The organism is Aggregicoccus sp. 17bor-14 (assembly GCF_009659535.1).
GTDB lineage: Bacteria > Myxococcota > Myxococcia > Myxococcales > Myxococcaceae > Aggregicoccus.
In genome coordinates this window covers 1-17,989 of record NZ_VJZZ01000011.1, presented here as the reverse complement: position 1 = coordinate 17,989, position 17,989 = coordinate 1, and the positions used below count along the sequence as shown (strand labels likewise).

13 protein-coding genes are annotated in these 17,989 nt (G+C 70.3%); 6 read left to right on the top strand and 7 right to left on the bottom strand.

Annotated elements, in window-relative coordinates; translation table 11 throughout:
- Position 1: 1 nt before the first annotated feature.
- Positions 2-3,547 (bottom strand): exodeoxyribonuclease V subunit gamma, encoded by a 3,546-nt coding sequence (locus FGE12_RS20345; RefSeq protein ID WP_153868197.1) that lies wholly within the window; start codon positions 3,545-3,547, stop codon positions 2-4.
- A gap of 269 nt (positions 3,548-3,816) precedes the next feature.
- On the opposite strand from FGE12_RS20345, the gene FGE12_RS31010 reads away from it, so the two are divergent.
- The 6 genes from FGE12_RS31010 (at position 3,817) to FGE12_RS20315 (ending at position 11,532) form a co-directional block, all read left to right on the top strand.
- Positions 3,817-4,314 (top strand): helix-turn-helix transcriptional regulator, encoded by a 498-nt coding sequence (locus FGE12_RS31010; protein WP_194798106.1) that lies wholly within the window; start codon positions 3,817-3,819, stop codon positions 4,312-4,314.
- A 122-nt stretch (positions 4,315-4,436) separates the two neighbouring features.
- The gene (locus FGE12_RS30410) at positions 4,437-7,022 is read left to right on the top strand and encodes an SEC-C domain-containing protein (protein ID WP_228530954.1); all 2,586 of its coding nucleotides are present in this window, start codon (positions 4,437-4,439) and stop codon (positions 7,020-7,022) included.
- A 24-nt stretch (positions 7,023-7,046) separates the two neighbouring features.
- A complete protein-coding gene (locus tag FGE12_RS20330) occupies positions 7,047-7,592 on the top strand; it encodes a hypothetical protein (RefSeq protein ID WP_153868195.1) in 546 nt (181 codons plus the stop codon).
- Between the two features lie 214 nt (positions 7,593-7,806).
- Positions 7,807-9,171, top strand: a complete 1,365-nt coding sequence (locus tag FGE12_RS30065; RefSeq protein ID WP_194798105.1) for an SEC-C domain-containing protein — start codon at positions 7,807-7,809, stop codon at positions 9,169-9,171.
- 137 nt (positions 9,172-9,308) lie between these two features.
- Positions 9,309-10,385: an SEC-C metal-binding domain-containing protein gene (locus FGE12_RS30405; RefSeq protein ID WP_228530953.1), complete on the top strand. Its 1,077-nt coding sequence runs from the start codon at positions 9,309-9,311 to the stop codon at positions 10,383-10,385.
- A gap of 25 nt (positions 10,386-10,410) precedes the next feature.
- Complete coding sequence (locus tag FGE12_RS20315) at positions 10,411-11,532, top strand: hypothetical protein (RefSeq protein WP_153868194.1); 1,122 nt, start codon at positions 10,411-10,413, stop codon at positions 11,530-11,532.
- Between the two features lie 439 nt (positions 11,533-11,971).
- On the opposite strand, the gene FGE12_RS20310 is transcribed toward FGE12_RS20315, so the two are convergent.
- From FGE12_RS20310 to FGE12_RS20285, 6 genes are all read right to left on the bottom strand, one after another.
- Positions 11,972-14,581 (bottom strand): DEAD/DEAH box helicase family protein, encoded by a 2,610-nt coding sequence (locus tag FGE12_RS20310; RefSeq protein WP_228530952.1) that lies wholly within the window; start codon positions 14,579-14,581, stop codon positions 11,972-11,974.
- Between the two features lie 106 nt (positions 14,582-14,687).
- Complete coding sequence (locus tag FGE12_RS20305; RefSeq protein WP_153868193.1) at positions 14,688-14,915, bottom strand: AbrB/MazE/SpoVT family DNA-binding domain-containing protein; 228 nt, start codon at positions 14,913-14,915, stop codon at positions 14,688-14,690.
- Between the two features lie 92 nt (positions 14,916-15,007).
- Positions 15,008-15,487 carry a hypothetical protein gene (locus tag FGE12_RS20300; RefSeq protein ID WP_153868192.1) on the bottom strand — a complete coding sequence of 160 codons (480 nt, stop codon included), beginning with the start codon at positions 15,485-15,487 and terminating at the stop codon, positions 15,008-15,010.
- A complete protein-coding gene (locus tag FGE12_RS20295; protein WP_153868191.1) occupies positions 15,484-16,050 on the bottom strand; it encodes a hypothetical protein in 567 nt (188 codons plus the stop codon). The genes FGE12_RS20300 and FGE12_RS20295 overlap by 4 nt, the downstream gene beginning before the upstream one ends.
- Positions 16,051-16,059: 9 nt before the next feature.
- Positions 16,060-16,380, bottom strand: coding sequence for a hypothetical protein (locus tag FGE12_RS20290; protein ID WP_153868190.1), 321 nt, complete (start codon positions 16,378-16,380; stop codon positions 16,060-16,062).
- A gap of 244 nt (positions 16,381-16,624) precedes the next feature.
- On the bottom strand, positions 16,625-17,785 hold the full coding sequence (locus FGE12_RS20285; RefSeq protein WP_153868379.1) for a Fic family protein: 1,161 nt from the start codon (positions 17,783-17,785) through the stop codon (positions 16,625-16,627).
- Between the last annotated feature and the right edge of the window lie 204 nt (positions 17,786-17,989).

Here is a 17,989-nt window from a genome sequence, read left to right as displayed (position 1 = left end):
GCTAGGCCTCGCTCTCGGGGACGAGCTGCGCGAAGAAGTGCCCGAAGCGGCGGGCGACGAGGCCTTCTGCGTCCTTCGGCGGCGGGTAGAGGTCGAAGCGGCGGATGGGGCCATAGCGCGAGCTGTGCGAGCCGCGCTCGTCCCCCACCACCTCCGCGATGCACTCTTCGAGGCTGCGCCCCTTGGCGTGCTCCCCCTGCGCGAGGAACACGGCCTCACACGGCAGCAGGTAGTCGTGCACGCCGGAGAGCAGCTCGGTGGCGAGCACCGTGAGCTGCGCCCGCGCGGCCTCCTGGGAGAGCCCCTTGAAGCCGACGCCAAAGGCCGTGGGCTTGTTGCCGGCCACCAGCACCTGGGCGCGGAAGTCCTCGCCCCCCTGCACCCCGGCGGCCGCGAGCACGAGGTGATCCAGGTACCCGCGCAGGGCCGCCTTCTGCCGCTTCACTGACTCGCTCCACCCCGTGGACACGTTGCGCCGCTGGAGGATGAGCGAGCCCGCGGGCGCGTCCGTCACGGCCTCGATGCGGCCGGTGAGCTCCACCTTCACGCGCTCGGAGCCCAGGGTGAGCTCGAGGCCCACGGGCGGATGCAGGTGCTCCACGCGCTCGCCCTCCTGCGCGCCGCCGAAGCGGTGGCTCCCGATGCGCGCGGCGCGGGCGGCGGAGGTCGCGAGCTGGTCTCCCCAGGTCTTCAGGAGCTGCAGGTGCCCGAGCCGCTCCACCTGGCCGAACACGCCGGTGGGGGCGCGGGCGGCGCGGGCGAGCCCCTCGGCGAGCTCGCCGTACGCGGCCTCGAACTTCAGCCCCGAGCGCTGGGGAGCCCCGCGGACCACCTCGAGGAACACGGAGCGCAGCCCCACGAGGGCATCGAGGGAGGCCGTCTCGAAGGCCTCGTCCTCGCGCTCGCGCACGTCCCCCTCCTCCACGTCCTCGAGGCCGAGGAGGAAGCCCGCGTAGCCCTGCAGCGGGCACTCGAGGAAGCGGCGCAGCGCGGACAGCGACAGGCGCAGGGGGCCCTCGCGGGACGGCAGCGCGGCCGCGCCCTCGGGCAGCCCGTCACAGAGGCCGAGCAGCGAGTCCAGCCGCGTGCGCAGCTCGGGCGGCAGGCGCCGGCGCAGGGCGGGGAGCTCCGGGAGCGGCCCCTTGCCCAGCGCGGCCTCGAGGCTCCGTCGCAGCGCGACGGCGGCGCTCTCGCGGTGCACCTCGGGAGAGGTGATGCGCGAGCGCTCGGCGCCCACGTGCCGGTGCAGGGGCAGCGTGCGCACGAGCCGCTTGCGCCCGCCGGGGCCCACGTAGCCCTGCTCGAGCATCTGCAGCAGCTCGAGGACGACGGGGGAGGGCTCGAGCTTCTCGCCGGTGAGCGCGTCGCGCGAGACGTAGGAGAGGTAGAGGCGCTCGCGGGTGCACAGGAGCGTCTCGAGGAAGGTGTAGCGGTCCTGGTCGCGGTTGCTCACGTCGCCCGCCTGGGGTTTGGCGAGACGCAGGTCCAGGGGGTTGCGCTTGTCCACCGCGGGGAACTCGCCCTCGCCGAGGCCCACGAGGAACACCACCTTGAAGGGGATGGCGCGCATGGGGCGCGTGGTGGCGACGACGACGCCGTCGGCGAGGTGCTGGCCGCGCGAGCCGGAGACCTCGGAGAGCGCCTTCTGCGCGAGCTCGTACGCGATGCGGTAGGAGACCGGCTGCTCGCCGAGCTCCGTGTCCGCGAGGCCCCGGAGCGCGGAGAGACAGCGCTCGAGCTCGCGGGCCTCCGCCTCCCCGGGCCCGGCGAGGTAGGCCTCACAGAGGGCCACGAGGAAGCGGGCCCAGGCGGAGAGCGGCAGCTTCGCGGACCTGGCGAAGCGCGCGTCGGCGATGAGCGAGCGCACGGCCATGGCGAGGCGCGCGGCGTTGGTCTGGCTCCCCCGGTCGTGCTCCTCGGGGAAGTAGGTGTCCAGGCCGAGCGTGAGCTGGCTCGGATTCTCACTCCGGGCGCCGGTCATGAACGCACCGAGCGCGAGCCGGCGCATCCCCTGGTCCCAGTTGAGGATGTCGCGGTCGATGTACGTCTGCGCGTGGTCGGTGCGGTCCGCGCCGTGCACGACGCCGAGGCGCTCGCACCACTCCACCCACTGCTCCGGCTGTGCACCGGGAAAGCGCGCGACGGCCGCGGGATGCGTGAGCACCCGCAACACTTCCGGACGCGTGCACTCGCCGAAGGGGAACGCGAGCAGAAGCCCCACCCCTTCGGCCATCCGACTGACGGATGCGAAGGACAGATCCACGGTGTTGTGCGGGATGTCGTGGCAAGCCCGGAACGCCGCGGTGAGGTGGGAGAAGTACGCCTCCTTGTCCTTCCCCGCGACGAGCACCGCAATGTCGTTGAACCGCAGCTTGCGGAGTGTCCCCTCTCCCTCTGGGAGAGGGTCAGGGTGAGGGAGCTGGGTTCCCACCAGTGCCCAAATCTCCTCCGCCACCGCCTCCGCCTCGCGCCGATTCCCCGGACACGCGAGCACCTGCACGCTCCCATCGACCTCCACGCCCTTGGGAGCCACCGGCACCGGAGCCCGCTCCAGGATGTCCCCCTGCAGCTGCCGCAGCAGCGAGCTCCCCGCAGGAGGCACCTCCGGAAACGCCTCATCGAAGTCACAGTCCGCGAGCTCGTTGAGGAGCCGGATGTTCTCGCGCCCCGGCCGTCCCCAGAGCCGCAGGGCGGGCGTATCCCCCTCCCCACTCAGGGAGAACGGATCCTCCCTCTCCAGAGCCTCCGCTCCCAACCGCCGAGCCCCCCGCCCCGACTGCACGTCCTCCCAGAACTCGCGGCAGGGGTTCAGGGTGAACACACTCACCTCGGTCCGCTGCGCGAGCATCCCGAGGACCTGCTGGAACACCCGCGCCACGTACGAGATGCCGAAGACGAAGAGGCGCGGAGGAAGCTCGAGCTTCTCGCTGCGCAAGGTCTCCAGGAGCGCCCCCGGATGCGTGAAGCGCACGCCCTCTCCCGCCCCGCGTCGCTCGAGCACCCCACCCTTCCCGAAGAGCTCGAGCCACAGCGCCCGCTGCCACCGCTCGGCCTCCGCGAGCGGCGTGTCCACGAGCACCACTCGCCGCGGCCACTCCCTCAGCATCGCGTCGCGGGAGAAGCTGTACTCCTCGAAGAGCCGCGAGAGCTGGTCCGCGAGCTGGAAGCGCCGCAGGTCCAGCGCATCCCCACTGTCCCCGGCCGCATGCAGGTACGCGCGCACGGGCCCGAACTCCGGCCGCGCCATCCGCTCCTCGTCGAGCAACAACCCGAGCACGAGCGTCCGCAGCTCCTCCGCCCCCACGAGCCGCACCTCCTCGCGGGAGACGAGATCCGCGACGAAGCGGCGCAGCAGGTGCACCTCGAGATTGGCCGCAATCCCGGACTCCTGCGCGAGCCCGAAGCGCACGTACGCCTCGACATTTCGATTGGGCAGCACCAGCTGCACCGGCTCCAGGGCCCCGCGCGTGCGCCTGTACGCAGAGACCTCCTGCACGAGTGCTTGGAGGAGCTGCTCGGTGTGGCTCGAGTAGACGAGGCGGAGCATGGGGCGTGGCGTAGCGCGAAGGGGTGACACCCGCTCCGCGAAGTGCAGAGCGGCCAAACACGAGGACGGCGGCAGTCGTTGAGCTTTCCGGGAGCCTCACAGAAAGCCGCGCGCGCCGGAAGGCGGACGGCCTCCCCTGCCATCATTTCCAGTACCTACGTATGTCGGCGGGCCTGGCCTCCGGCGTCAGTCCCCACGCCTACGGTGGGTGGTCCGGGCGCACACCTGGTGCGCTCGAGCAAAATGTTATGGAATGGTATGAACCTGCCGTGACGAGCTTCCAGACCACCCCTGCGCAGCGCGTGACCGCAGCCAAGATCGCGGAGCGCATGACCAAGGCAGGTCTTTCCACCCAGTTCGTCGACGCTGTGCATCGCCTTGCCTTCGACGACCAGGGGGCCTTCGAGCTCATGGAGCTCTGGGCAGAAGCCCGGACGAGGCGGGAGCGAGAGCAGCTCGTCGCGGACTTGCAGGAGGCCGTCGACGAGGCGGTGGAGATGCCCCGAGGCATCGTCGAGAAGGCCAAGGTCAACTTCGACAATCTCGACGCGGTCGCCACGCAGGTCATGGAGCACAAGCGCCGCCTACGAGCGCTCGTCGATGCGCACGGCGGAATCAGCGCAGTGGCACGCCGCAGTGGCATCCCGCAACCGTCGTTGAGCCGGATGCTCTCCTCCGCATCCATGCCCCGCCGTACGACGCTCTACCGGATTGCGCGCGCGCTCGACGTAGAAGAGTCCGAGGTCGTCGGCAGCTGGGTGCGCTGAGGGTCGAGTCGCCGCCGCACCACGGTTGAGCGAGCGCACCCCGGGCCGGCAAGGGTTCACCCGTCGGAACCTGCCCCACCGTCACGTTGCTCACCCGGCCTCCCCCTGCTAGCGGGCCTGGCATGCGCCACGTCTTCTGCCTCGGTCCGCTCATCACCCAGGATGGGGAGCGCTCGTACTGCTGCCTCGCCGCAGGAGACACCGAGCCCGACCTGGCAACGGGCCCGACGAAGGCGGCGGCGCTGAAGGAGCTCGTGCAGAGGGGGCTCACCGCGGGGGCGGTCTGCGAGGAAGGGCTGCGCAAGGAGACGCGCAAGCTGGGGCTGGAGGTCGCGCCCCTTCCGCGCGAGCTGGTCCAGCTCAAGGCCGCCATGGCGGTGGGGATGGACCACGAGGGGGACCTCGGCGGAGCCGAGCACACGCCGCAGATCGTCGAGCTCCTGCAGGCGGCGGCGCAGTTCGACGGGGAGCTGCCCTGGGAGCTCTTCGACTCGGAAATCCCCCTCACCCTGCACGTGGAGGGGGCGCACCCGCGCACGCTCGAGGCGTGCGTGCTGGGCAGCGGCGGAGAGGAGTTCGGGCTCGCCATCTACTTCGCGCCGGGCTCGGTGGCGAAGGTCGAGCGGCTCTTCGACGCGGGAGGAGAGTCAGCCGCGGCCTCCGTCGACAGCCTCGCGCTGCTCCTGAACGAGGAGCCGGAGTACATCGTCGACGCGGTCGAGGAGGCGACGGGGGCGCCCTTCGCGCCCATCGTCATCCGGGTGCGCGGGGGCGAGATGGTGCCGCTCCCCTCCGGGGAGCTGGCGCTGCTCACCGCGTCCCTGCGCGCCGTGGTCGCGCTGTGCAAGAACCGTAGCGAGGGCCGCGGCGAGTCCACCGCCGGGCCGCGCACGGCGGTGCGCGCCACGGCGACCTCGCCCGGCCCCCGCGCCGCCGAGGCGGTGGCCGCGGCCGCCTGGGGCACCGTGGGCCGCAACGAGCCCTGCCCCTGCGGCAGCGGCCAGAAGTTCAAGCGCTGCCACGGGGGCGCGAACGCGCGCGCCGCCGCGTCCTCCGCGGCGCCGGGGCGCTCCCGCTGGCACGCGGTGGACGAAGCGCTCACCGAGAAGCTGTCGGCGTGGGGCGCGAAGCGCTTCACCCGCGAGACGGTGAAGGGCCCGATGCACGAGCTCTACGGCGAGCACCCGGCGCACCCCGAGCTGTTCCTCCCGTGGTCGCTGTTCGAGTGCCCCGTGGAGGGCAAGCCGGTGGCGAAGCACTACCTGGAGGAGCGCGGCGCGAGCCTATCGGCGGACGAGCGCGTGTGGCTCGAGGCGCAGCTCGCCGCGCGCTCCAGCGCCCACGAGGTGCTGGAGGTGCGGCCCGGCGAGGGGATGGACCTCGTGGACCTCCTCACCGGCACCCGGGCCACCGTGCACGAGGTGTCGGCCTCGAGGGTGCTCGTGCCGCGGGACGTGGTGGTGGGCCGCGTGACGAGCGTGCCCGGCGAGCAGGTGGTGGCGGGCATGCATCCCGAGCTGCTCCCGCCGGCCGAGGCGGACGCCGTGCTCGAGCAGCTCGGAGGCACGCCCTCCGCGGGCGAGCTCGTCCAGGCCTGGTGCGCAGCAGTCGAGGACTACGAGCGCGAGCAGGAGGAGCCCAGCGTCCTCAAGAACACGGACGGAGACCCGCTGCAGCTGCTGGAGGACCGCTTCCGCGTGCGCAAGGGCGAGCGCGAGAAGCTCGTGGATCTGCTCGCGGGGCTCGAGCACGTGGTGGTGGAGGAGGACCGGGCGAAGAGCACCTCGCTGACCTTCATCCGCCCCGGCAACCCCGTGCACCCGAGCTGGGAGAACACCATCATGGGCAACGCCAAGGTGACGCCGGCCACCCTGACGCTGAGCACCAACTCGGAGAAGCGCGCGGACGCGCTGCGCGCGCGGGTGGAGGCGGCGGCCGGAGCGCTCCTCACCTTCACCGGGCGCAAGCGGCTCGAGGCGCCCGAGCTCCCGGGCGGCGGGGACATCCTCCTGGACGCGCAGCTGCAGGAGGGCAGCGTGGAGGCGGTCGAGGAGGCGATGGGCCGCGACTTCTACCGGACCTGGCCGGATCAACCCCACCCCCTGCTCGGTGGCGCGCGCCCGCGCGAGCGCCTGGCGGACGCCGAGGGCCGCCGCGCCGTGCACCGGCTGCTGCGCACCCTGGAGAACACCGCCGCACGCGACGAGATGGCGGGAAGCGTGGAGGACGTACGCCTGCTGCGCCGCGAGCTGGGCCTCGATGCGCTGGGACAGCCCCTTCCGAACCACGACGTGGACCTAGCGCTGGGCGCGGGGCGGAAGCTCTCCGAGAGCCTGCTGGACCTGGCGCGTCCCCTGCTCGACCGCGGGGCGAGCAAGGCCTCCGAGGCGCGCCGGGTGTTGAAGCTCGCGGCGATCGTGTGGAACGCGGCGGTGGCGGACGCGGAGACGCCCTCGGCGAACGAGGCGGTGCGGCTGCGGGGACACCTGGTGCGCGAGGGCTTCGACCCTGCGGACTTCGACCTGCTGCTCGAGCGCAAGCGCCAGCGCCACCCGCACGACTTGCGACGGGTGCAGCGCTGGGAGCTGCACGCGAAGCGAGGGAAGGACTACAGCGTGCTGACGCTGGGGAGCGTCTCGCCGGAGCTCGGCGAGCGGGCCCGGGCCGCCGGCTTCACGCCGCAGCTCCCGGAGGGATTTCAGGTCTGAGGCCTGGGCAAGAGGAGGAGCCGGATGGACGCAGAGGTGATCAAGAAGCTCGAGGAGGCGGGGCTGGCGACTGACCCTGCGCAGCTGTCGATCCCGGTGGTCGGCAGCCCCTCGGGAATCGTGCGTCCCACCGAGGCCGAGGTCCGGGTCGGGTTCGCAGACCGCCACGTGGACGTCACGCTGAAGCCCATCTCGGCGCTGCTCACCGGGACGCGGCCCGCGCCCCCGATGCGCCCCGAGCCGCCGGAGGAGTACGTGCCCTTCTTCGTCCTGCTCGAGCTGACGGCGGCGCTCGGGTGCGCGGCGCGCGGCAGGCCCGAGCCGGACGAGGAGTTCGAGCGCCTCTTCCGCCAGCTGCGGCGTCGTCCGGATGGCACGGATGCGAACCCGCTCTTTGCGTACCTGCAGCGCGCGGCCCGGCTCTACCTCTCCCTGCGCGACACCAGCCGCGCCGAGTACGAGGCCCTGGTGAACCGCCTCTCCCAGTCCGCCCGCACCTTCCACTCGCACACCGGCAGCACGAACTACTGGAACATCGCGCTCGCCCCGTTGCTTCAGTCGTTGGAGTGAGGGCCGCGGCGCTCCCGCCGCCCTTTCGCGCCCGAGCCGGGCGGGCTCTCCCCTCTCGGGACAGACCGCATGCCGCCCGGTCGGTCGCAGTCCGGGCGCCCCTGGGTGCGCAGCCTCTCCCGCATCGCCGAGCGTGAGCTGAGGGGCTGGCCGCCCTTTCACTCCATCCGGCCGGTGGTCATCGTTTCCGCGCAACCCTTACCGGACCCGTGGGATGAGCCACCTGGAGCGCAATGCCCCCTGCCCCTGCGGCAGTGGCAAGAAGTACAAGAAGTGCTGCCTCGGCACCGAACAGGACCCGGCGCGCGAGCAGGCCCCGCTCCCGGTCGCGCGGGCGGCGGCGCGCGCACCGGCGGATGCGCTCGGAGAGGACTTCCAGTGGATGAGCCGCGCCGCGGCCCTCCTGTCCTCGGGCGAGAAGGAGCCGCTCACGGAAGCCTTCGATGCGATCGCCCGGATGCTCGGGGCCGGCGGCCCCCTGGCGCACCTGCGCTACCTGACCGAGGCCTTCGTGGACGCGATGGAGCCCTGGAGGAAGAACCCTCCGGAGGCTGAGTCCGACACGCCGGAGGCGCAGCGCGATGCACTGTGGTGCGCAGCGGCCCCCGTGCTCGTGACTCCCGCGTTCACGGAAGAAGTCATGGGCGCCTTGCGGGACCGGGCGCGAGCCCGCACCACGCCCGAGCACGAGCGACTGCCGCTGTGGGTCGCGCACCTCACGCTGCAGATGATGGAGATGGGCGTCTTCGCCCCGGAGAACGTCCCCATCCTGGAGTCCCTCTTCTACCTCCAGATGAGCGAGTGGGTCTCCCGGCGCGACAAGGTCCGCGAGGTCTACGCCGCAGCCCTGGAGGGCACGCACGAGCTCCCCACGGATGCTCGAGCGGAGGAACTGCTCATCCGGGAGCTGAGCAAGCGGCCGGAGGTGGCAGCCGCGCTCGATCAGGTCCTGGACGAGGACCCGCAGCTGCAGCGCGAGCTCCAACACCGCCTGGAGCACGAGCGCGAGGAGGCACTCGCCTCGCTCCGGGGCCCGGGCGTGCAGCCCTTCTTCACCGGCCCCGAGTGGGTTTACCTGCACACCCACGTCGGGGAGCCCCTCAGCGCGTTCTCTGCCACCCGGAAGAAGAGGGCCCAGCAGGCCGCGGGGGACCGACTGCGAGGCGCCTTCACGCAGGCGATGAACGAGACCTTCGTCGAGGGCGTGCTGGGACGGCTTGAGCGCCTCTCCGCGGAGGCGCGCCCGGGTGAATCGGAGCGCGCGTGGTACCGGCGCATCTTCCGCGCGACGGAGGCGCAGCCCCTGTTCTTCATCGTCCGGGCGTACCTCGACGGCACACCCACCCTTCAGGGCGTTCCGGAGGAGACCCGGCTGCTCGCGGCGCTGCAGGCCCAGGCTCGCTGGGACGCCGCGGCGCTCGAGCCCTACCGCGAGCAGATCGAGCGCACAGGGGACGCGCAGGGTGCGACCTGGGTTGCCAGGGCCCAGGCCCGCCTCGCGGCCCACGGCGCCATTCAGAACTCGTGGCGCACCGCGAGCGACACCCCGGCAGACAGTTCTCCCGCCCCACCGCCCTGAAGCGGTCCACTGAACGCGAAGTCCATAGAGCGGACATTGAAGCGGCCGCGGGTAACACCGTGAGGCGCCGGTTGCAGACGCACGCCCTGCCCTCCACCTTGCCCGACCCCTACCCCACTGCTACGGCTCACCCCACGATGAGCGCGCTCGAACGCAATGCCCCCTGCCCCTGTGGCAGCGGCAAGAAGTACAAGAAGTGCTGCAAGGGCACGGAGAAGGACTCCGCGCCGGCCGCCGCACCTCCCCTCCCGGGGCTTCCCGCCGACGACCTGAGGGCGATGCAGGAGGCCGCGGCGGTGCTCCAGTCCCGGCAGCTGAAGCCCCTGAAGGACTCCGCCGAGCAGATGGCGCGGCTCTTCGCGCAGGGGGCACCGCTGGGCACCTGGCGCTATCCGCTCGAGCCCCTCCTGAAGGTGATGCGGGCAGAGCGCCACGAGCCCACCCGGCGCGACCTGTGGGGGAAGATCGCCCGCTCGCTCGTCACGCCGGCCTTCGCGCGGGAGCTCGAGGCGGCGATGCTCACGCTCGCCCGCGCGCCCTCCACGCCCGAGCCCGAGCGGCGGGCGCTCTGGCTATCGATGCTCACGCTGCAGCTCGCGCGAAGAGGCGGAGACTTCGCTCCCGAGAGCGTTCCCTTCCTGGAGTCACTGTTCCTCGTCCAGTCGCGCGAGCTGCTCGAGCACCGGGAGCAGGAGCAGCTCCTCACCACCCTGGGCACCGAGGCCGGACACGCGGTGCTCTCGGGAGCGGAGTGGGCGTACCTCCATGCCCATCTCGCCGATGCCGCGAGGAAGCTCCTGCGGAGCAAGTGGTGGGGTACGCAGGCGAAGGCCACCGTGCGCCTGCACGAGGAGCTGAAGCAGCGGGTGGACGACGCCTTCGTCGAGCGCCTGGCGCAGCGCCTCGAGCGGCGCGCGGCGGATCCGAAGCTCACCCCAGAGGCGCGGGACTGGTACCGGCGCCTGCACCTCGAGGCGCTGCTGGCGCCCCTGGAGCTCATCGCGCTGGCGTACCTGCGGGACGCGCCCCGGATGGCGGACTCCCCGGAGGAGCAGGCCCAGATCGCCGCCCTGAAAGCGGCCTCCACGTGGGCCGAGGCGACGCTGGAGCCCTACCGCCTGCAGCAGGAGAAGGCCGGCGACGCCGCGTCCGCCGCGCTGCTCGCCCGCGCTCAGGCCTATCTGCGCGCGCACGGACCTGTTCAGGGAGCCTAGAGGGTCCCACCGGGAAGGAGCCCGTATGAGCGAGTACCAGTGGTACGAGTTCGTCGCAGTCGACCGGCCCTTGAGCGAGAAGGAGCAGACCGCCCTGCGCGGCATCTCGACCCAGGCGGAGATCTCCGCGACCCGCTTCTGGAACGAGTACCAGTGGGGCGACCTCAAGGCGGACCCGGCGAAGCTGCTCGCGAAGTACTTCGACCTGCACTTGTACTTCGCCAACTGGGGCACCCACCGGCTGATGCTGCGGGTGCCGAAGGACCGAGTGGACCTCGCTTCCCTCAAGCCCTACTTCGCCGGAGCGCCCCGCGAGCTCACCGTGCACGGAGAGCACCTCGTGATCGACCTGCGCAGCGAGAACGACGGCGGTGACGACGGGGAGGAGCCGCCCTCCCTCGCCACACTCGCGCCCGTGCGCGCGCTGCTGCTGCAGGGAGACCTCCGCCCGGCGTACCTGGCCTGGCTCTGCGGACTACAGGAAGGCGAGCGCGAGGACGACGCACCCGAGCCTCCCGTTCCAGCAGGGCTTGGAAAGCTGGACGGCCCGCTCGAAGCGTTGGCGGACTTCCTGCGCATCGACGTGGACCTCCTGGCGGCAGCGGCCGAGGCGAGCCCTGAGTTCGACGACGACGAGGCCGGACTCGTGCCCTGGGTGAAAGCCCTGCCGGAGGCCGAGCGGCTGCGCTGGCTGCTGCGCGCAGCCAAGCATCCGGAGCTGGCGCTGGGGGCGGAGTTGCGCGCGGCGTACCGCCAGACGCGGGCGCCGGTGCGGAGCGCGTCCCTGCGCACGGCCGCCGAGCTCTGGAAGCGCGCGGAGCAACTGCGCAGCAAGCGCGAGGCGCGCGAGGCAGCCGCGCAGACCCGCTCTGAAGCGGCGGCCGAGCGCAGGCGGCAGAAGCGGCTGGAGGCGCTCGCCGAGCGCGGGGCGGAGGCGTGGGCGGAGCTCGCGCAGAAGGTGGACGAGCGCGAGTACGAGAAGGCCGTCGCCCTCGCGAGCGACCTGCACGCGCTCGCCGAGCGGGATGGCAAGCTGGAGGCGTTCGACGCGCGCTTCGCCCAGCTCAAGAAGAGGCTGGCGCGGCGCAAGGGCTTCTTCGACCGCTTCAAGCGTGCGATGCGTCCGAGCGTCGCGGAGTATTTTTGAGCGGTTCTCTCCGCTCCGGGAGGAGGCGAGGGAGTGGCAAGGCGGGGTAGCAAGAAGCGCCCCATCATGGTGCGCGTCCCAGATGACGAGACAATCGAGCACGTCGCTCGGACCTGCGCGCAGCACGGCCTCGAGTACATGACGGAGCTCGCTCCAGGTCAGCCGCCGGACCTGGCCCAGCTCGAGCAAGCGCTTGACCCGGCGCGGCAGTTCACGGAGCAACCCGCCCACCGCGCCCTCGAGCCCGGTCGAAATGCCCCCTGCCCCTGCGGCAGCGGCAGCGGCAGCAAGTACAAGAAGTGCTGTGTAGGCAAGGCGCCGGCCCCGGGGTGCTGAAGGGCGTCCTCAACCGCCGCCGTGCCATACGCGGTAGGCCTCGCTCCACTCGCTTCCGACCGGCCGTGGCTCCGCGCTCAGCGGACTCTGCTTCCGGCCTGTCTCACGGGTCCTCGAGATCCAGGCCATCATCGAGCAGAGGGTAGGCATCCTCGTCGTCGTCAGCCGTTGCTGCGCCTCGCTCCGGCGGCACCCTGCTCGAGGAGTAGCCCATCGCGCGGTAGCCGCGCAGGCGCTTCTCGAACATGCGCCGCAGCACCGGCACCTCGCGGTCGACGTAGTCGAAGATCTGCACCTCTCGCTTGCCCGGGTGCACCCGGTGGAGGCGTCCCGCGTACTGAATCAACGTGCCCTTCCAGGACACCGGCATGGCGAGGAACAGGGTATCGAGCCGCGCATCGTCGAACCCCTCCCCCACATACCGCCCGGTCGCCAGCACCAGTCGCTCCTCGTCTGGAGGGATGGCTTCGAGCTGGGCATGGATCGCGCGAAGCTCCTTGGCGCCCATGCCGCCTTGGAGCACCACGAGGTGGCGAGCGCGCCGACGTAGGCGGGTGGCGAAGTACTCCAGCTGCTCCTTGCGCTCTGTCAGAAGGATCGGAGAGCGGCGGTGTCCGAGCGCTCGCAGTACATCCTCCAGGATCATCGCGTTGCGCTGCTCGTGCTTGGCGAGAGCCGCGTAGAGGGCTTGAATGTCAGCCCGGTGCGCGGGACTTTCCAACTGGAACGAAGTCTCCCGCACGATGAGACGGTGCTCGAAGGCGCGCGTTGCCGACTGCGCCCTGGCGTCGACCATCGAGCGCACTGGCCCGAGTTGCATCTGAGTGATGGGGTGGTGGCCATCGCGCCGCTGGGGTGTTGCCGTGAGACCCAGGACGTAGCGTGCCCTGACCTCAGCGAGAACGCGCTCGAACGACACCGCTGGCAAGTGATGGCACTCGTCGACGATCACATGGCCATAGCTCGAGACCCGATCATCGACCGAACCTTGGCGAACGAGACTCTGGACCATCGCCACGTCGATCCTTCCGGTGAGCGCATCCCGGCCACCACCAAGGTGCCCGATCCCCTCGCGCTCGACGCCGAGGAAGCGCGACAACTGCGCGCGCCACTGGTCCAACAGGGGTCTGCGGTGGACCAGGACCAAGGTGCTGCGAGCGCGCGCCGCCACCAGGTGGGCCCCGAGCACGGTCTTGCCCACGCCGGGCGGAGCGACGAACACGCCATCGTCGTGGGCCAGCAGTGCCCGGGCCGCTTCCGCCTGGACGGAGCTGAGCGCTCCGTGGAAGCGCAGGGCGAGCGAAGTGCCCGGCGTGCGTTGGTCCTCCACCTGCAGGGCAATCCCGTGTCCCGCCAGCAGCGCTTCGAGCTCAGGCCGGCAGCCACGAGGCAGCGCCACATGCAGCGGCAGGTCCTCCGCGCAGCTGATCACCCGGGGGACCCTCGCCGTGGAGAGGCGCATCGCCTGCCTCTTGTAGAACTCGGGATTCTGGAAGGCCGCGACCCGCTTCACCTGATTCAGGAGCGAGGCAGGAAGGCCGGCCTTCGGCACGTACAGCCTCTGTGCGAGGACGGCCTCGATGCGCTCGGGCAGCGGCCCCAGAGGGTGCGCGGGGCGAGGTTTTCCTGAGGGCACGCGGGTCCACGGCGCCGCGGATTCCTCGTCCCCTCCCTCCAGTGCGGGCAGGCCGACGATACTTCCGGCCTGGGTGGCTTCGGAGGCGATGCGCTCCACCGTGGCCGGATCGATGCGTTCCACGGATGCAAGGACGGCCCACTGCTGGTCGTCCGGGACGGCGACGAAATCCTCATCCAAGAAGACCGAGTTGCCCTCCTGTCGAGGCCCATGCTGCAACGGAAGTGCGATCAGGTTGCCGAACCCGCCGCGCGGCATCGTGTCCTGACTGGGGAAGAGCCGGTCGTAGGACTCCATGCTGAGCTCGTGGCGGTGCGCCATGGTCTCGGTAATGAGGTAGCAACCCAGCTTCCGTGCCGCGGATGCTGCGACGGGAGACGAGAAGAAGAACCAGACGTGGGCCCCCTTCCCTGAACGCGAGCGCTCGACGAGCGCCGGGAGCCTGTGGCGGCGCGCCGTCTCCACGAAGGCGCGCGCATCCTCCTGCCAGCTCCCTTTGTCGAAGTCTGCCGCGAGCAACCAGCAGGTCTCATCGCTGAGCATCGGGTAGACGCCCATGACGTGCTGGCCCGTGAGGTGCGCGAGCACCGCTGCGTCATCCACCGGACGAAACGCTTGCTTCGTGCACGCGCTGCACGTGACCGCCGGCAACTGGCAGACGCCGGGAACGAACTTGTTCGCGCAGGCAGGCGCATAGCCGGGCTTCCCCGTCCTCTTGCTGACGAAGCGCGTGGGATAGACATCCAGCCGGCCGCGAAAGAGCTGACGGAAGAGCCGCACTTTCTCAGCCGCAGTTCGAGGGACGCGCGCAGCAGGCGCGGTGGCCACCGGTGCGACGGTCGCCTGAGTGCCCCCACCCCCCTCCTCGAGCCTGGCCCGGAGCAAGGTGAGGCGCGCCCTTGCTTCAGCCTGCGCAAACTCCAGTCGACGGAGCTCTGCCTCGCCACTCGCAATCAGCTCGGCGAGCTCGGTTTGCTCGTTCGGATCGCCTGGCGACCGGCCAGAGCCGACCGCCTTCGAGGGATCGCGCTGACTCACGATCGACAGCTCCACCGAGCCTTCGATGGGCTCATCCAACTCGACCGCGACACCCCCGGACAAACGGTGTGAAGGAGCCCGCGGGTGCGCATTCCCGCTCCGCCACCACAATGCTCGAGCTGCCGCCGGCCTGGCACGTAGCCGGTCACCTGGCGAGCTTCCGGAAGGTCTCCTCGTGCGCGGTCATCAGTGCGTCCGCTGCGCCGAGCACGGAGTCGACTTGTGCTGCCGTCCTCATGGGGCGGACGATCAATACCTCGCCGGGGGTCCTGACCTCGAAAGGCGTATCCTTGGCGTTGTCGAGCAACGGGAAGAGCCGACGCCCGATGATGAGCTTGAGGCTGTTACCGAAGGCGGACAGCTTCTTGAACATAGCGCCTCGCCAGATGACCGAATGGGCGGGAGCCTAATTCAGGCTCCTCTCCTGTCGCCACCGTGGCTTGCCACACAGCTCTGGGGTCCCGCCTACTCTGCTACGCGGCCACTCGGCGCAGCACTGGCTCCCGACTCGACGACGCGGTACGGAGGCAGCACGAGCGCGGGGAGCGAGAGCTGAGCGCTGGCCTGCTGGATGTAGGCGCGAAGATAGGGCCACAGGTGCACCATCCCGTTCGTCCGCCCGAACGCATCTAGCACCGCGGCCGTGGGCAGCTCTCCATTCAGGCCGTAGATCGCTCCCACCCGGTATTCGAAAAGGGCAAAGGGCTCGCCGGCGGCCTCCCGAGCGCGCGCCTCGACGCGGAAGCGCATCTCGATCACGAACCCATGCGGAGGCAGCGGTGCGTGCGCCACCTGGCTGTCCACGGAAAGTGCGGCCGCCTCGGGCCCAGGCGCAGGCACTCCCACCCGCTCCGCACGAAACGACACCACCCGAACGTCGCGGAGGCTCACGTTGCGAGCGAGAGCGATGACCTGCTTCTGCACTTCTGGAGACAGGGCGCTCATGCAGCGAGCGCCTCCCAATTCAGCGTCGAGGTCGTCGAAATGGGCTCACTCTGTGCGAGCTCCGGCTGTGGCGCAGCGCCGAACAACACAGGGGCAGATTCGACTCGCAGCGGTTCTGCCTCGAGCGCGCGGAGTGCACTTCTCGCAGGGCGCTTCCACAGCCGCTCCAGCTCTCGCACTCGCTCCGGACGTGACGCCAGCAGGAGCAGGAGCGCCGTCAGGGTAGGCGACGTCTCCTTGCCGTTCTTGATCTTGGAGAGCAGCCCCGCCGACACGCCGATGAGGCGCTCGAGGTCGCGCTGCGGAAGCGTGCTTCGCAGCGTCTCCACGGCCTGCTCCGCCCGAAGCGACAGCTGACGCCCATACTCCGCCGCGAGCGCACGTTGAGCGGCCTCCGTGGCCTCGGCATCGAGCCAGAGCTCACCACACGCATCACAGGTGGGGAGTGCGAGATCGCCGGGCAACTCGAGTCGCTCCAGCTGCCGGTAACGCATCGTACGGCCCGCTCGGCTGATCGGTCGAATGGTGCCTTCACCGCAAGCAAGACAGGTCAATTCGTCCATGGACTCCTCCTACGGAGTGGGGTGCAGGGTGCCGGCATCGCGCACCATGACGAAGTTGAGGGGGTGCAGTGACATGAAGAACAGCTCCTGACCGCGCGGCCCCCGCTGCACGACGACCTTCACGTACCAGGCGGCGGGGCCGATTCCGAACTCGTCGCAAAGTGCTGGCGGGAGGCGCACGCCGTACTCATCTGCCCAGGTTCCCTTTGGACCGCGAGGCCACTGCTCACTGCGGTAGAAGTCCCCGAGCGAGAGTGTGGCGATGACCCTCTGTGCGAACGGGCGGTAGTTCTCGAGCTCCCCGTGGAGGTACGACTCCAAGGTCTTCACGCAAGCGGGCCCCGGATTCAGACGAAACCGTTCCTCGCGCGCGAGCGCCTGAACCTCGGCCAATGGAAATCGCGGCGGCAATCACGCCCCTCAGGTAATATGGACTGAGTCCAAAGTCCACCCCCATCGAGGATGCCTGGGCGTGGAGATGCTTACCAAGCAGACGATTTACCGCTCCGCTCCGACAATTCGAGCCCGCGTCCCGAGCGCCCTGGCGTGACGGGCCTGACTCGCCCCACGCCCATCAGGAAGCTCCCTGCAGCGGGGCGGTCCCTTCGTTCAGCACGGCCAGGTAGCCGCGGTATGCGAAGACGCGACCTCGCTTGCGTCCGGTCACCTCCTCGACGATGCCCAGGCGCTCCAGGTCCGCGAGCGCCGCATTCACCGTGGGCGCAGTGAGCCCGGTCCGCTCCACGAGCTGGTTCGAGTTGAGGAAGGGCTGCGTCTGCAGCAGCTCGTGCACGCGAAGTGCAGATCCCGCGCGCTCGCTCGAGGTGGTGATGCGCTCCCGATCGCGCTTGAACAGCTCGACGATCCGCGTGGTCGCTTCGAACGCCTGGTTCGCCGTCTGCTCGACGCCCTCGAGAAAGAACTCGAGCCACGCCTCCCACGCGCCGTGCTCACGAACCTCCTGCAGCAAGCGGTAGTAATCAGCGCGGTGTGCCTTCAGGTAGAGGCTGAGGTAGAGCAGCGGCTTGCGGAGCACCCCGTGGACGCACAGGTAGAGCGTCACGAGCAGGCGGCCGATGCGGCCATTGCCATCGAGGAAGGGGTGGATGCTCTCGAACTGCACGTGCAGGAGCCCCGCCTTGATCAGGGCCGGCAGCCGGGACTGTTCCTCGTGCATGAAGCTCTCGAGGGCGCCGAGGCAGCCCTCCAGCTCCGTCGCCGGAGGCGGGACGTACAGCGCGTTTCCGGGCCGGGTGCCTCCGATCCAGTTCTGCGAGCGACGGAACTCGCCCGGGTCCTTCGTGCCGCCACGCCCTCCCTGCAGCAGGCGGGCATGCATCTCGCGGATGAGCCGAAGCGAGAGCGGGAGAGTCTGGAGCCGCTCGAGGCCGTACATCATGGCGTCGACGTAGTTCGAGACCTCGCGGATGTCGTCGATCGGCTGGCCGGCCTTAGCGTCGGTCTCGAAGCGAAGCAGGTCGGTGAGCGTCGACTGCGTGCCCTCGATTTGCGAGGAGAGCACCGCCTCCTTGCGCACGTACATGTACAGGAACAGCTCCTGGCGCGGCAGGAGCATCGTGATGCCGTCGAGGCGCCCCAGAGCTCGCTCGGCGCGGCTGAGAGGTTCCAGCAGGCGCAGGAGGTCGATGGGGGAAACCGGCGGGAGCGGCGGCGGCACGAAGGACCGCACCCGCTCGCGGCCTACCCTCGAAGCGACTTCTACTTTCGCCACCATCGAGACAGCATTCAGCCGAGGCTTATTTAAATCAAGCCGACTTGATTTAAATAGCGCATCCGTGAAGTAAAGCAGCCTTAACTTAGTTCGAGTTTCGCAGTTTTGAAGGGGGGCCGTCGGTCTGACGAGGGGCCGGCGGGTTGAGCGCAGCGAGCCACACCGCCGAAGGCTACGGATGGAGTCGCCAAACACCCATTCGTCGCC